This is a genomic window from Dyadobacter sp. HNCC25DJ186 (assembly GCF_056895235.1).
The window spans coordinates 86,554-100,967 of sequence record NZ_JBXHAS010000005.1; the positions used below are offsets into that span (position 1 = coordinate 86,554).

Genomic DNA, 14,414 nt, shown 5'->3' on the forward strand with positions numbered 1-14,414 from the left:
ACCTAAACCCTGGAATAGCCCATTATCTTCCTCCTCCTCAACCAATTCAAACAGAAGCCAACAACCCCAAACTACCCTACTCCATCCGCAAACTCTTAATCGGATTCGCCAGTGACGCCTTCACACTGCGGAAGCCAACCGTGATTAAGGCCACAATAAAAGTGATCAGGATTGCCAGTAAAAAAATGCCAGCACCCAGTTCGATGCGGTAGGCGAAGTTGTTCAGCCAGTTTTCCATAACCCACCAGGCAAGTGGCGCTGCGAGCACAAATGCGATGAGCAGAAGTCGCATGAATTCTTTTCCGAATGAAAAAAGAATATTCGTAGTGGTCGCCCCCAAGACTTTCCGAACGCCGATTTCCTTCGTTTTTTGAGCGGCCATAAACGATACCAAACCGTATAATCCCAGACAACCCACAAAAATCGCTATACCGGCAAAAGCCTGAATGAGGCGCAGAAGCATGTTGTCGAGCTTGTAGAGCCGTTCAATGTCTTCATCCATAAAACGGTAAGTAAATACGGAAGATGGATAAGTAGCCGTCCAGGCTTTCCGGAAACCTGACAGTATCGGTTCCAGATTCGCTGTATTGACATTGACAGCGCAACTATTGTAAACTTCCCCCCAGGTCGTAAGACAAAGTGGCTCGATAGCCGTGCGGAATGACTTGAAATGAAAGTCCTTTATCACTCCGACAATGGTACCTTTGCGACTATTAATTGTTGCAGTTTTACCGATTACCTCCTGTATGGAAGCCAATCCAAGGGCTTTGACTGCCGCCTCATTCAGCACATATTCCCTGACCGTGTCGGATGGATTCAAATTGCGGCCAGCCAGAACGGAAATTTTGAACGTCGGGATATAATTATGATCTGCGGATTTGAGAGAAATGTTGAATTTTTCAGCTTCCGGTCGTGAATCAAATTGAATCGGTGTACTCCCGATGGTCTCGGTCGCTGGTGGTGAATCAAAAAAGGTCACATTTTCAACGCCAGACATTTGCGAAAGTTGTGCGGCCAGCGCATTGGTTTTTGACTTTTGGTTGTTCGGAACGGACAAGATTATCATGGCATCTTTTTTAAAACCCATATCAGCCTGTTGGGAATAACGCAGCTGGTTGGTCACGATAAGCGTACCGATGATCAGCAGCTGCGAAATAGCAAACTGACCTACAACCAATCCCTTTCGCAGCGAAAAACTGCCCACGGATCTTTGAGAAAGTTTTCCCTTCAACGCAAGTACCGGCTGGAAACGGGCCAGAATAAGACCCGGATAAGCACCGGAACAGAAAATCACGATGAGCAAAATGCCAAGGAGAAAGGCGAGCAGGTAAGTATCCGTTAAAGGATTGACGACCAGCGCAATGGTGAACCAATTATTAACAAAAGGCAAAGCCAGGTAGGTCAGTCCCAGCGCGATGAGCAGCGCCAGTGCCGTTATGATGCCTGTTTCTGTGATAAACTGCCAGAAAAGTGCTGCCCGCTGGCTACCCAGCACTTTGCGAACACCTATTTCCCGGGCACGCCCCAAAGCCTGCGCCGTAGCCAGATTGATAAAATTCACACAAGCCGTAGCGACCAGAAACAAGCCGATAAGTGCGAAGGTCCACAGATTTTTCTTCTCTGTATATCCACGTAATTTGGGATTAAAATGGACATCGGAAAGTGGCTGCAATTTGAAATGAAACTGTTTCGCCATTTCTTTGTCGTAATGTTTATCAGCAATATCACGAAGAATTTTGGAGTCTACCATATCGGCAGATACGCCCGGTTTCAGGCGGACAAAACACTGCATTTCTTTGTTGTAACCAAGCCACCAATCCTTTTCGACCATCCAGGGACTGTGGTCTTTCAAACTGGCAAAGGGCAGATAAATTTCTGAACGAAAGTCCGTAGTCGCCGGCAGGTTCCGGAGAACGCCTGTGACCTTGACAACCAGTGATTGATCAATATGTAATAGCTGCCCGATCGGGTCTTGATTTCCAAAATATTTTTTGGCGATCCGATCCGTGACCAGGGCTGTGTTGGGTTCCTGCAACGCGGTTTGTGAATTGCCTTCTATCAACGGAAAATCAAAAATATTTAGAAATTCGGGATCTGCAAATGCGAGATCTTCCTCAAACTTTTTCTCCGGCGACAGGCTTACAACCCGTTTATTTACAAATGCAATCCGGCCTACTTTTTCTGCTACGCTATACCCGCTTCGGAACGCCTCGCCCATCGGGTTGGGAACACCGGTACTGTATGTCACCTTTTCCTTATGAAGCTCGGTATAAATCCGGTATATCCTGTCTTCATTTGCATGAAAATGATCAAAACTCAAATGGTATTTGACCAATGTAAATATCAAAATGGCGCAGGCAATACCCAGGCTCAGACTGACGACATTGATAACGGTGTACGATTTGTGGCGACTGAGTTTCCTGAAAGCGACTTTAAAATAATTACTGAACATGGCTGTCGGGTTTGATGGTGAATCGAAAGTAAACTGACTACTTAAACGGGTGGAATGCGCAGGGCTGCGCCAAAGCCGGGGATGCAATAACAGCAGCATTTCAAGCACATAAAACAGGCACGCTTTTGTTGATCCGTGACTGCGAACCCGATTCTGAAATAATTCGTACAGATCGCCCAAAACTTCTTCTCGTATATGCGGGGCTGTGATGCGCCCGATCAGCCATTCCGCCCAGCGTGGCGGCAGTGGCCTTTTATCTTTTCTGCTATCCATGTCAATTTCCAAAAGCGGTTTCAGGGATACCACCCCACAATTCATCCCGGATTCGCCGTGCTTCCCGCAGCGACTGCTCGCCATCTGCGGTCACCGAAAACATACGTTTACGCCGCCCGCCACGCTCAGCCGTAGCCTCACCAAAACGCGACCGGACCAACCCCTTTTCCTCCAACCGCTGCATGGTCCGGTGCACAACGCCCAAACTCATAGGTCGCTGCAAACGCTGACTCAATTCCTCCACAACCGCAACACCGTACGCATCATCATACAGCAAAGCAATGGTGAGCAACACGACTTCTTCAAACTCTCCTAACTGGGTTCCTTTCATCGGCGGATATTACATTTTTATGCTGGTCGAGTATATCTTTTCTCTTTGCATAGTAAATATGAGGCCACGGGTGGGAAATTGGGTTTTGGGAGCGTAATGCGGGTTTTGGTGGATTGAGATTGTTCGTTTTTGAACGGTTGGGTGTTCGGATTTGGACGAGGTTGCCCTTATGGTGATCGATCAAAAGAAATTTAATTTACCAACTACTAATTTCAAATATGTGTTGTAATATTTTCCCTAAGGATTAAGAAAAACCTTTAGGAAGGTACTATATTAAATACCTTGACCGCAGTCGTGAATAAAAAGTCCTTAACAAAAAATGCAGTGAACTATATGTAGCGTTGTAAAAAAGGAAAACCTTACGGAATCCCGGATGACTCCTAATAGCAGTTCGGGAATGGGTTCAGAATCATTACAAATATTGTGAATATTCATGGTAATCTTGCAGTTTAACAAGATTATGTACACCATTTTAACGATTATTCAACTACCCTCCTATTCCGATCCACCCACCAGGCCAGCCCCAGCACAATCCACCTGCAACACCACAAACGAAACAAACAAAACCAAAATATTATCTTCCGGTGGCGGGCCGAACAGGTTGTAGGCGTTGACCAGAAGGAAAAATCCGGTCATAATCCACAATCCACCGCTTGCGTGTCACAAAGTTAATACACAGCTAATAATCAGTAATTTAAATCCTGTTTTAATGTAAATAGTTGGGTGGTATGTTTACTTTTGGTAACTGTTATGAGTTCGACAGGAAACTTCAATCATTTTTAAAAATCTCCCAGCTTTACATTATGAAAAAAATTTACGTTGCCCTTGCGGGATTACTATTTACCTTTTTGTTTAACGGGACCGTTATGGCCCAAAAGATGTATATTAAATGCATCGATAACAGGGGCAGTGAATTAACCACGAATGCCAGCCCGGTTGCAGGAAATGCCACTGATAACGGTAAAGCCGTGGTACTCAAAAATTACATGGAGGTAACCAGTATACAATTTGGTACAGACCAGACTTATAGTACAGGTCCTTCGGGATCTGGTGCAGGAAAAGTAGCATTCGGCGATTTTTCATTCACTACATTTACCAATCTTGCTTCCACAAAATTGCTACAGGGCCAGGCACGAGGAACCACATTAGAGACGGTTGAAGTGATTTTTCTGGCGTCGGATCAGGATAGTAGTCCTCGTGTTACGTACAAGATTGTGATGGGTGCTGCCGGAATCAAAAACTTCTCTGCCGGCGGTGCGGGAGATTGTGGAAACGGATGTGCGGGCCTTGCTGAAAGCTATACTCTTCAATATGGGACCTTACAAATTTTCACTTATTCGCAACTACCTGACGGCAGAGTAACTCAGAATCCTTCCCCTTTTGGCTGGGATGTTATCAGAAACACAGCCCTTTAACCGATCCTCATGCCTATCTTTACTATGAATGGCAACCGGTTTGTCCGGATTGTGCTGATCATTTTAGCAAGCTGGACGGCTTTGCTACCAGCTTCTCTCGCAGCCTCCGGTACAAAATCAGTGGGGCTTTCTGATCCTCCTGTTTCAAAAACAAAACAGAAGGCCGATGAGATGCTTGCCAGAACAAAGCCCGGTTACTACACCGCGCTTTTTGTCACAAATCGAAAGGGCGTTAAAATGCCTAATGCCCGCACCCGCGCTGTTGGAGATTGCGGTTCTTCGTGCCCTTCGTCACCGCTTCCGGTAACACTGATCAGTTTCAGTGGGAAACGTCTTGATACCAGACAAACCCAACTGGACTGGACAACAACCAGTGAAGTGAATAATGATTATTTTGAGATTGAACGGACGCTTAATCCAGCCACGGGATTTCAGAAAGTCGGATCTGTGAAAGGACAGGGAAATTCGGCTGCAAACGTATCCTACCAGTTCACCGAACCCAATGCAGAAACAGTCTACACTTATTACCGCTTAAAGCAGGTTGACCTGGACGGGAGTTTTGCCTACAGCAGGATTATTGCCGTGAAGGGTTATCATCAGGAACTGACGGTTCATGCATTTCCAAATCCGGGTTCGGGCAAAGAGCTTGCGTTTATCGTGGCAGGAGATACTGATAAAGAAAGTATTTCGGTTCGTATTTATGATCAGAAGGGAAGGGCGGTGTACCAAAATACAAAATATATACTTCCTGAAAATCAGCAGATATCGGTGCCAGGAATTGCTACGCAGCCAGGTTCTTATTATATTAAAATCCGCACGAAACAGCAGGAGGCAAGCAGCTCGTTTATTATTATCAGGTAATTTTGAACGTCCTGTTTTGCAGACAATATTCGCCAATCAAAGTGCGCAGTGTACTAAAAGCACGCTGCGCACTTTGTATTATTTGGCCTCAACCATCCTCCTATTCTTATCAACCCACCAGGCCAACCCCAGCACAATCAATTGCAACACCACAAACGAAACAAACAAAACCATGACATTATCTTCCGGTGGCGGACCGAACAGGTTGTAAGCGTTGGCCAGAATGAAAAAGCCGGTCATGATCCACAATCCCCAGGTACCCTGGGCGTTGATGGCTTTTGTGCTTTTTGAATAAATATAAACCCCGCCGAAAAAGATCATACTTTCCAGCAATATCGTGATCATCTTATAATTCCATAAACCCATGCCGACTTTGAAATCACCAAAAGGCGTCAGGGGCAGATCCGGGATATGGACAACAACGTCAAGAAACCAGTGGCTCAATACCGCGAGACCGACAATAACCGCGCTTTTAACATCCTCTTTGAAAAACCAGAAGGCGCCGCCAACGATAAGTCCCCAGACAATTCCCATAAAAAGGCTGTGCGTATAGGGATAATGGACGAATTCAAAAGGTGTCACTTCGGTAAAACCAGGATGTACTTTCACGGTTTCAATGTTGAAGAGCAATAAAAACGGCCACAGGATATCTACAAATTCTACGGCTACAAAAAGCATGGTAAGCGAAACTTTGGGTGCTATTTTCTTCGCGGCAAGGGCGAGACCGTAATGTCCTAAAAACATGATTTCTGACTTGGTTTGGTACATGACAAAAGTACCGGTCGGGCAGGCCAGGTTACTTGACAAAAATCAAGAAAACGAGTTTTCAGAAAAATAGTGAATATTAGAGCAGCTGGTTTTTAAGCGATCACTGCAACTGTTTTCTCCGAATACGGCTGATGGTTTCTGGCGTCATACCCAGCATGGAAGCAAGGTATTGCAACGGTACCTGATTAAAAATCTCACGGTTTTTCTCGAAGAAAAATTGGTAACGCTCCTCGGCTGTCATCGAAATAAACGAAAAAATACGGTCTTCCATCATCTTGAAACAATGCGCAAGAAATAACTTTTCCGTCTCCGGCCATTTTGGAATAATCTCCCCCAGCCGATTGTATTCCGCCCGTTCGATCACAAATATTTCCAAGTTCGTCAGCGCCTGCATATTCCAGCGCGACGATGTTTGAAAAAGCAAACTTGACAGATCGGCTACAAAATAACCTTTGGTCGATATCCACTGCGTCACTTCCTTGCCGTCAACATCCGCATAAATCCGCAAAAGTCCTGATTGAATGAAACAGAGCTGATTACACTTTTTGCCCGCTTTCAGGAAATAATCGCCTTTATTTAAAGTTTTCTTTTTGAACAGTCCCGACACTTTCACAAGGTCGTCCTGATCAAAGGTGAAATAGGAATGAAGGTATTGTTCGAGGTCGGTCATTTTTGGCTCTTGGATTGTAAAGCAGGTTTTAACGATCGTCTTATATTTTACAATTTATCAATAAGAATCTCCACATTTTCAACAAAGGCTTCTTAATTTCAAGATGCTATTGTAAAAAAATGAAATATCAAAATACATATGAAAGAGAGGCAAGATACATAAACCCTTTTTTGCTATTACAGAAACCCTTTACATATAATAAGTTATGTATATTTAGCAAAATTTCCCAGCGGCAAGTCTCAAGGAAAAAGCAATAAACAAAATTAGCTTTAATGCAGAACACACACAAAATATTATTTAACACAATAGTTACCTATGCTAAATCTGCTGTTACAATTGTTATAACTTTATATTCCACTCGTCTAATATTAAATACATTAGGCGCGGCAGACTTTGGCTTGTTTAACGTAATAGGTGGATTAGTTGGTATGCTGTCTTTTCTCAATGCTGCATTGGCTACTTCGACTCAGCGTTACATTTCCTTTAATTTAGGAAAGAATGACAAAACAAAAGTTCAAAGTGTATTTGCAAACAGTTCTATTCTTCACTACTGCATTGGAATCTTATTAGCTCTTGCAATAGAATTAATAGGTGTTTATTTGATCAACAACAAGTTAGAAATCAATCCGGAAAGTCTAAAAACAGCCAATTTACTTTTCCATTTTGTCGTCATTTCGACGGTCATCTCTATTATTTCAGTACCTTACGATGCTCTTATAAATGCTCACGAAAATATGCTTTTTGTGGCTTTAATCAGCGTTTTTGAAACGGTACTAAAATTAGGAATTGCCATATACCTTAGCCATACTACCTGGGACAAATTACTGGTTTTCGGTTTTCTCACAATGCTGGCATCAATAATTATTATTACAATAAAAAGAGTTTACAGTCAAAATAAATATTTTGAAACACACATTTCTTTGAAAACAAACTTCGACATAAACGTGATCCGGGAACTGTCCTCCTTCGCTGGCTGGAATCTGCTAGGTGTATTATGTTATATTGGACGAAATCAAGGCACGGCAGTCGTTTTAAACCTATTTTTTAGCACAGTAGTAAACGCTGCCTACGGAATCGCAAACCAGGTTAATGGACAACTTTCTTTCTTTTCTACCACAATTATGGTGGCTATCCAGCCGCAAATGATCAAAAGCGAGGGTGCAGGAGACAGACTTAAATTAATAACACTCGCTATTTTCTCGAGTAAGATTTCCTTTTTTTTGCTCGCGTTTATTGCTATTCCGACTTATATTGAATTACCCTCAATTTTGAAACTATGGCTAACAAATATCCCTGAATACACTGTAACTTTCTGCCGCTCGATCATTATACTCACTTTGATTTTACAGTTACGGACAGGCATTACCACCGCCACCCATGCCATTGGAGACATAAAAAAATATCAGCTTTTGAACGCACCAATTCAGCTGCTCAGCCTCCCTATTGGTTATTTATTATTCCATTACAATTACCCACCATACTCTATTATCCTAGTTTCTATTATAACCGAAAGTATAGTCTTGTTTATTAGTATTAATTTTTTCGCAAGGCTAACAAAATATTCTACACTAGAATTTTACAAAAACGTGCTGTTTCCATGCACCTTAATTCTGATTGTCACCTACTTAACATTTGATATATTTTCCGGAATTTCTTGTTCCTATTTTTTCAAATCTATTTTATTTTTATTCACCGCTGTTGTTTACTTGGGACTAGTATTTTTTATAGGCCTCAATAAAAATGAGCATGACAAAGCAATTGAAGTAGTTAACCACTTAGGAAACAAGTTTAAAACTAAAAGTAAATGACAATTCCTGCAATCATAGTGGTTACTTATAACAGGCCTCATTCATTAAATAGACTGTTACAATCCCTGGCATCTGCAAAATATGACGTCAGTAACATACCTCTTATTATAAGTATTGACTATGAGGACTCGGATTCTCATCGTTTAGTTCTTCGGGAAGCTCAAAATTTTGACTGGAAATTTGGAAGTAAACGAATAATTAAACTAAATGAAAATTTAGGACTTAGAGATCATGTTATAAAATGTGGCAATCTGAGCAGCGAATACGATGCAATCATTATGCTGGAAGATGACCTCTACGTATCACCACATTTTTACAACTACACGCTTCAAATGTTAGATGTGTACGGTAATGAATCGCGTATCGCAGGAATATCGCTTTATAAGCATGAATGGAATGTCAATGTAAACAGGCCATTTGTACCAGAAATGAATGGTTTTGATGTTTTTTTCTTCCAATTTGCTCAATCCTGGGGTCAATGTTGGACTGCAGGCATGTGGCACCACTTCCATTCCTGGTATGTATTAAATCAATCCGAAGCGGTTACAATTGAACGCATTCCTGCATTCGTGTCAAGCTGGCCACGCTCCTCGTGGTTAAAACACTTTATAATGTATTTGGTAACACATAACAAATACTTTATTTATCCGAACATTTCTTTGACAACAAATTTTTCTGATACGGGGACACACATCAAATCCAAGATGAGCCTTTTCCAAGTAATGCTTCAAAACGGAAAAATAAACTATAAAACACCATCATTGACAGAAGCTGTAAAATATGACGTCTTTTTTGAGAGGCAAGAGATAGGAAAGCTTTTGAATCTTGAAGAAAATGAGTTGTGCGTGGACTTGTATGGTAGCAAAGTAAACATTGATAAAAGGTACCTATTAACGATGGAGATCAAACCTTTTCACGTTGTAAAATCATTTGGTTTGGATCTGAGACCTCATGAAAATAATGCTATTCAAGCAATAGAGGGTGAAGACATTTATCTGTACGACACTGAAATAGCCCGCATTAGTCCTAATCGAAATAAAAATAATTATATTATAAAAATCAAATATGATTATAGAAGTTTCACCTTTCGGACTATTATAATTATTCTAATCGATTATATTCAAAAAAAACTAAGAAATTTAATATTTTAGCTAACTACTTTGAAATCAATATTTAATTCAGGTTCCCTGGTATTTTATTTCGATAGTACGAGATGCCAATTTATTGAAGATTAATCTGTTATAAATATGCAAATACCATTTCTACTTAAGAAAATTGTCTTATTCTTTTATTTCAAAATTAGATACTGGAATAAAGTGAAATTCTCGTATTCTGTAAGAATTGGAAAACATTCTTCTTTTGAAGGCCTAAATAAACTTTATCCAGATTCCAGATTTGTCGGAAAAATGGGATACGGGTCTTATCTTGGGGAATCAAGTCATATATATGGAAAAATTGGGAAGTTCACATCAATAGCTCCCGAGGTCCGCAGCAACAACGGAATTCATCCATACACATCACCTTATACTTCCACTTCGCCGGTTTTTGTATCTCTGGCCAAGCAAAACGGAAGTTCATTTACATCTTCACAGCTTTTTAATGAGTATCGTTATGCTGACAGAGACAATAAATATGGGGTTGTTATTGGCAACGATTGTTGGATTGGTTATCGGGCGTTTTTAGTTGGGGGTGTCACCATTGGTGACGGAGCAATAGTACTGGCACATGCAGCTGTTACAAAAGACGTTCCTCCTTTTGCAATTGTTGGCGGCGTACCCGCTGAAGTTATTAAATATCGATTTGATCAAGATACAATTGAATTTTTACTAAAATTCAAATGGTGGTTAAAAGATCCGGAATGGCTTAAAAAAAATATTGTCTTTTTGAACAACATCAATGATTTCAAAAATGAATTTAATGATGGTCTTTTCACTCAAAAATAAGCTTTTCTAACCCATTTTCATTAGAAGCAGTATAGTCATTGGCAGAGGCAGATCCGTTTCGGCTATCGGCTGGGCCATACAGGCTTTCAGATGGTTGCTCGGAACGAAATCTCGGATGATTTAAATTCCCTGATGATCTTGCATTAAAATTCGTGATAAGAAATCATATAACAAAACCGGAAGTGATTTCGTAATGATTTCTTTACCGCTAACCCCGATTTGCAATCGGGGTTGAGTTGTTTGGCGTTTGTAACGCTATTTTATTTAATCGCGTTACAAACGCTTAACCAGCAACGCCCCGATTGCAAATCGTGGCAAGCGACTATTTCAGAGAAACAGCTTCTCATATTCTTTCGGCATAGCTGAAAGCGGTTTGATGCGGATGTCTTTGTAAAAAACCTCGGCGGCTTCGCTTTGCAACTGGATTTTGCCACTGGTCATCGGCACTTCTTTTCCATCAGATTCAATATACCGCGAGTTTTGCAGAACCATCACCACACGCCCGTTCACGATATGCAGGCTTTTCCCGTCGACACAGATCAGTTCCAGCGTATTCCATTCTCCGGCTGGTTTTTCATAATCAACAGAGCGAAGACAGAAATAATCGCTACCACTCTTGAATATGCCAAAAGGCTGTTTCTCGTCAGCAACCCTGTTCATGACACCTTCCGAAGGATACGAACGGATGTCAATAGCTGAATTGGCCTGGCACCAGAAATCGCCCATATGCCCTTCCATGATCTGAAACTCCTGCGAAAGCATCCACGAACGAAAGTATTCCGCACCGGCAGGTCCAATGGAATGATATAGAATACCCGAATCACGCAACTTATCTTTCCTCGGCTCATATTTATCTTTTCCCCATTTCACCAGAAGTTTCAAATGGTAGTTTTTGTATACTGCACGGGAAATCAGGCAACCATAGATTTCACCGCTTACGCGTAAAACCGGTCCGCCAGGCTCATTTAATATTGAAAAAACATGCGTATCATCCTTGTTATAACCAATCGGTGCAATATCTGCGCCCGAGGCATCTTTCGGTATTTTTCCATTATAGCCATTTTTATGACGATAACTCAGGTACGATTCCCATTGAGATAAATCCTTATCCAGAAGTACAGTCCATTCATCGGCCTTCTTCATGGATGAAAGTGCGAAAATGCTAATTAAAATAAGAATTGAAAGGGAAATATATTTCATAGCATAGTAATTATTATTGGCATAACTGGCTATGCCGATACAAAAGTAACCAGGCATAAATTTCGGTTCATTGTAAAAATCTAATATTTCTCGGTATGTTTGTCGCTCTGCCAATTTATTATGAAACGATACATACTTCATACGCCTTTTAACATCTACCATTTTGAGGCTGAAACGTGGATGCACTCGGTGCACAAACACACGTATTTTGAAATTATTTTTGTACTGAAAGGTAAGGGCGTTCATAATATCAACGGGAATACTTTCCGATATCAGGAAGGTGACGTATTTCTTCTGGGCCCGGAAGATTTTCATGATTTTGAAATCGAAGACCTTACAGAATTCTGTTTTATACGTTTTAATGAGTTATTCAATAAAAATCATAAGACAGAAAAGGACAGTCCATGGCAGCAGATCAGGCAGGCTTTGTTGTATACCTCTTCCCAAAGTCGCGGCTCCATTGTGGAAGATAAACTGGAAAAGCAGAAACTTCATAGCCTGCTCACAATTCTGGAAGGGGAATATGAAAACCACCAATCGCCATATTTTGAGATTGTTCGTGATAGTCTGATGCAAAGTATGATGGTGATCCTCGCCCGGAATTTGCTGGGGCAAACGCGAATGAAAGCTGTTTTAAAAGATTCAGTGGAACCTATACTATTATACGTCAGACAACACATTTACAATCCGGCGGAACTGACGATGGAACATCTGGCTGAGGTTTTTAACTATGCGCCTGCCTATATCAGCATCTTTTTCAAAAAACAAACCGGCGAATCTTTAAAACAATACATCGTCAAACACAAGATCAAACTCATCGAAGCACGGCTGCTTTACAGTCAGCTTTCACTTTCAGAGATTGCGGATGAATTTGGCTATACGGACGAAAGTCATTTTTGTAAACAGTTTAGAAAATATACGGGAAATACGCCTACGGCGTTCAGGAGGATGGATGTGGTTTAGGATTACATTTTTGCACTACTTTTAAATATTCAAGTTTGAAAGAAAATTTGCATTTTCTAAACCAAAACGTTTACTTACTACCGTAAAAAAAATTCTATACACAAAACCAGTTTATTATGGGCAAGTATGTGATAACCAAACGTGCAAATGGAGAGTTTCAGTTTAACCTAAAAGCGGACAATGGCCAGGTCATTCTGGCCAGCGAGGGATATAGTACCAAGAGTTCCTGCGAAAACGGAATAGAATCGGTAAAGAAAAATTCGCCGGATGACGCACGTTATGAGAAAAAAACTTCCGCCAACGGCAAGTATTTTTTCAGCCTGAAAGCCACCAACGGCCAGATCATCGGAAGCAGCGAAATGTACGAAAGCACATCGGGAAGAGATAACGGAATTGAATCAGTGAAGAAAAACGGACCGACAGGTACGGTTGATGATCAAACGGTTTAGGAATATTTTTGTTCTGAAAACTCGCAGGGCGTGGTTTCTGTGAGTTTTCAGAAATGAAAAAATATTCTATGCGATCAAATCGTATTCTTTTATCAAAGCATCCGCAGGAATGTGCAACAGCTTGCTGAATTTCCGGATCATGGTCAGCGAGAGCGCCTGTTTATAGTTTAAAACCTTACTTATCGTCCCCTTGTCGCCATATTCGTTGGCAAGATCCGCAGATTTGTACCCAAAATCTGCCATCCTTATTTTGATCATTTCAATTGGATCCCCCTCCGGCAAACTACGGTTTTCTTTTTCATATTCTGAAATAAGGTGTATCAGGAGAAGTTTCTCTTTGTAACCCTCCGAATTTTTTGGTGTACGTTTTACTTCTTCATACCGGGCAAGAGCCTTGTCATATTCCTGTTCAGTTTCCAGTAAAAACCATTGTGGTTTTGTCATTTTTCTCGGTTAAAAGAATCTAAGTTATGATTGAGTTGGTAATTTGCCAACTCAATAGCAAAATCATTATTTTTCTACGGAGCATCAACTAAAATCCTAATCAATCAACCTTCAAACCCGGTCCAACCACCTGCATTTCATTCTCATTAAAAATCTTTGTGATTTCCTCTTGTGCGGGTACATGATCCAAACCAGCCATGGTCACAAAGAAATTTTCAAGCTTGCCGGCAGGTTGTAATATAACCAGCATTTTACCTTTTTCTGAAACCTGAGTCCAGGCATGACGCACTTTGCGGGGCAGAAATATACTGTCGCCTGTTTTCAAATCATATCTATCTTCTCCGACCAAAAAAATGTACGAACCATCCATAACATAAAATGTCTCGTCTTGTAATGGATGTACGTGCAACGGCGTGCCTCTGCCCTGCGAGAGCGATGTCTGTTCAAAAATAGCCAGATCTCCATTGGTATCGCTGCCCGAGATTTTAACATCAAGCATATTGGCGTTGACACCTTTTAGCCGAATATGTCCGTGAATTCTTCCTTCACCTGCGGAGATCTTAAAGCCTTTTTCGCTTCTTGTAAAAACTCTTTTAACATTATTCCATGCGATAGACGGTGCTGTACAAAGTACAATCAATGCAGTGATAAAGTTTTCTCTTTTCATATATTAATTGTGCTACTAATACTGAATAATAACAAGTTACATAATTTTACATACAGAAAATAATTGTAGAAATTACTAATAAGTTGTAAGACAACCATGAAATTAAAGAGGTAGTTAGTAAACGTAGATTTTACTTTTCAATAGCCTTACGTTTTACTAAACTCTCGATA

Annotated in this window: 14 protein-coding genes; 7 read left to right on the top strand and 7 right to left on the bottom strand. The window is 41.0% G+C overall.

All coding sequences use genetic code 11. The features are described 5' to 3' along the window. Positions 1-76 precede the first annotated feature (76 nt). A complete protein-coding gene (locus tag AC1XUO_RS16325; RefSeq protein WP_483330837.1) occupies positions 77-2,725 on the bottom strand; it encodes an ABC transporter permease in 2,649 nt (882 codons plus the stop codon). Position 2,726: 1 nt separating this feature from the next. Further along, entirely contained in the window at positions 2,727-3,056 is a 330-nt protein-coding gene (locus AC1XUO_RS16330; protein ID WP_090337741.1) for a PadR family transcriptional regulator, read from the bottom strand. An 803-nt stretch (positions 3,057-3,859) separates the two neighbouring features. On the opposite strand from AC1XUO_RS16330, the gene AC1XUO_RS16335 reads away from it, so the two are divergent. Further along, positions 3,860-4,471 carry a type VI secretion system tube protein Hcp gene (locus AC1XUO_RS16335; protein WP_483330838.1) on the top strand — a complete coding sequence of 204 codons (612 nt, stop codon included), beginning with the start codon at positions 3,860-3,862 and terminating at the stop codon, positions 4,469-4,471. A gap of 9 nt (positions 4,472-4,480) precedes the next feature. Further along, positions 4,481-5,332 carry a T9SS type A sorting domain-containing protein gene (locus AC1XUO_RS16340; protein WP_483330839.1) on the top strand — a complete coding sequence of 284 codons (852 nt, stop codon included), beginning with the start codon at positions 4,481-4,483 and terminating at the stop codon, positions 5,330-5,332. 78 nt (positions 5,333-5,410) lie between these two features. On the opposite strand, the gene AC1XUO_RS16345 is transcribed toward AC1XUO_RS16340, so the two are convergent. Both AC1XUO_RS16345 and AC1XUO_RS16350 read right to left on the bottom strand, forming a co-directional pair. Beyond that, positions 5,411-6,139, bottom strand: coding sequence for a hypothetical protein (locus AC1XUO_RS16345; RefSeq protein ID WP_483330840.1), 729 nt, complete (start codon positions 6,137-6,139; stop codon positions 5,411-5,413). Between the two features lie 61 nt (positions 6,140-6,200). Continuing rightward, positions 6,201-6,770, bottom strand: a complete 570-nt coding sequence (locus tag AC1XUO_RS16350) for a Crp/Fnr family transcriptional regulator (protein WP_483330841.1) — start codon at positions 6,768-6,770, stop codon at positions 6,201-6,203. A 272-nt stretch (positions 6,771-7,042) separates the two neighbouring features. Between AC1XUO_RS16350 and AC1XUO_RS16355 the strand changes: the two genes are divergently transcribed. From AC1XUO_RS16355 to AC1XUO_RS16365, 3 genes are all read left to right on the top strand, one after another. Next, a complete protein-coding gene (locus AC1XUO_RS16355) occupies positions 7,043-8,578 on the top strand; it encodes an MATE family efflux transporter (RefSeq protein WP_483330842.1) in 1,536 nt (511 codons plus the stop codon). Further along, positions 8,575-9,729, top strand: a complete 1,155-nt coding sequence (locus tag AC1XUO_RS16360; RefSeq protein ID WP_483330843.1) for a glycosyltransferase family 2 protein — start codon at positions 8,575-8,577, stop codon at positions 9,727-9,729. The genes AC1XUO_RS16355 and AC1XUO_RS16360 overlap by 4 nt, the downstream gene beginning before the upstream one ends. A gap of 96 nt (positions 9,730-9,825) precedes the next feature. Next, positions 9,826-10,521: a CatB-related O-acetyltransferase gene (locus AC1XUO_RS16365; protein ID WP_483330844.1), complete on the top strand. Its 696-nt coding sequence runs from the start codon at positions 9,826-9,828 to the stop codon at positions 10,519-10,521. A gap of 327 nt (positions 10,522-10,848) precedes the next feature. Here the strand turns inward: AC1XUO_RS16365 and AC1XUO_RS16370 are convergent, their stop codons facing one another. After that, a complete protein-coding gene (locus AC1XUO_RS16370; RefSeq protein WP_483330845.1) occupies positions 10,849-11,778 on the bottom strand; it encodes a 3-keto-disaccharide hydrolase in 930 nt (309 codons plus the stop codon). A gap of 63 nt (positions 11,779-11,841) precedes the next feature. Between AC1XUO_RS16370 and AC1XUO_RS16375 the strand changes: the two genes are divergently transcribed. Together AC1XUO_RS16375 and AC1XUO_RS16380 are read left to right on the top strand one after the other, a co-directional pair. Beyond that, positions 11,842-12,684 carry an AraC family transcriptional regulator gene (locus AC1XUO_RS16375; protein WP_483330846.1) on the top strand — a complete coding sequence of 281 codons (843 nt, stop codon included), beginning with the start codon at positions 11,842-11,844 and terminating at the stop codon, positions 12,682-12,684. A 116-nt stretch (positions 12,685-12,800) separates the two neighbouring features. Beyond that, the gene (locus AC1XUO_RS16380) at positions 12,801-13,133 is read left to right on the top strand and encodes a YegP family protein (protein ID WP_483330847.1); all 333 of its coding nucleotides are present in this window, start codon (positions 12,801-12,803) and stop codon (positions 13,131-13,133) included. A 66-nt stretch (positions 13,134-13,199) separates the two neighbouring features. Here AC1XUO_RS16380 and AC1XUO_RS16385 read toward each other — a convergent pair whose 3' ends face one another. Beyond that, entirely contained in the window at positions 13,200-13,577 is a 378-nt protein-coding gene (locus AC1XUO_RS16385) for a helix-turn-helix domain-containing protein (RefSeq protein ID WP_483330848.1), read from the bottom strand. 100 nt (positions 13,578-13,677) lie between these two features. Then, a complete protein-coding gene (locus AC1XUO_RS16390) occupies positions 13,678-14,244 on the bottom strand; it encodes a cupin domain-containing protein (RefSeq protein ID WP_483330849.1) in 567 nt (188 codons plus the stop codon). Between the last annotated feature and the right edge of the window lie 170 nt (positions 14,245-14,414).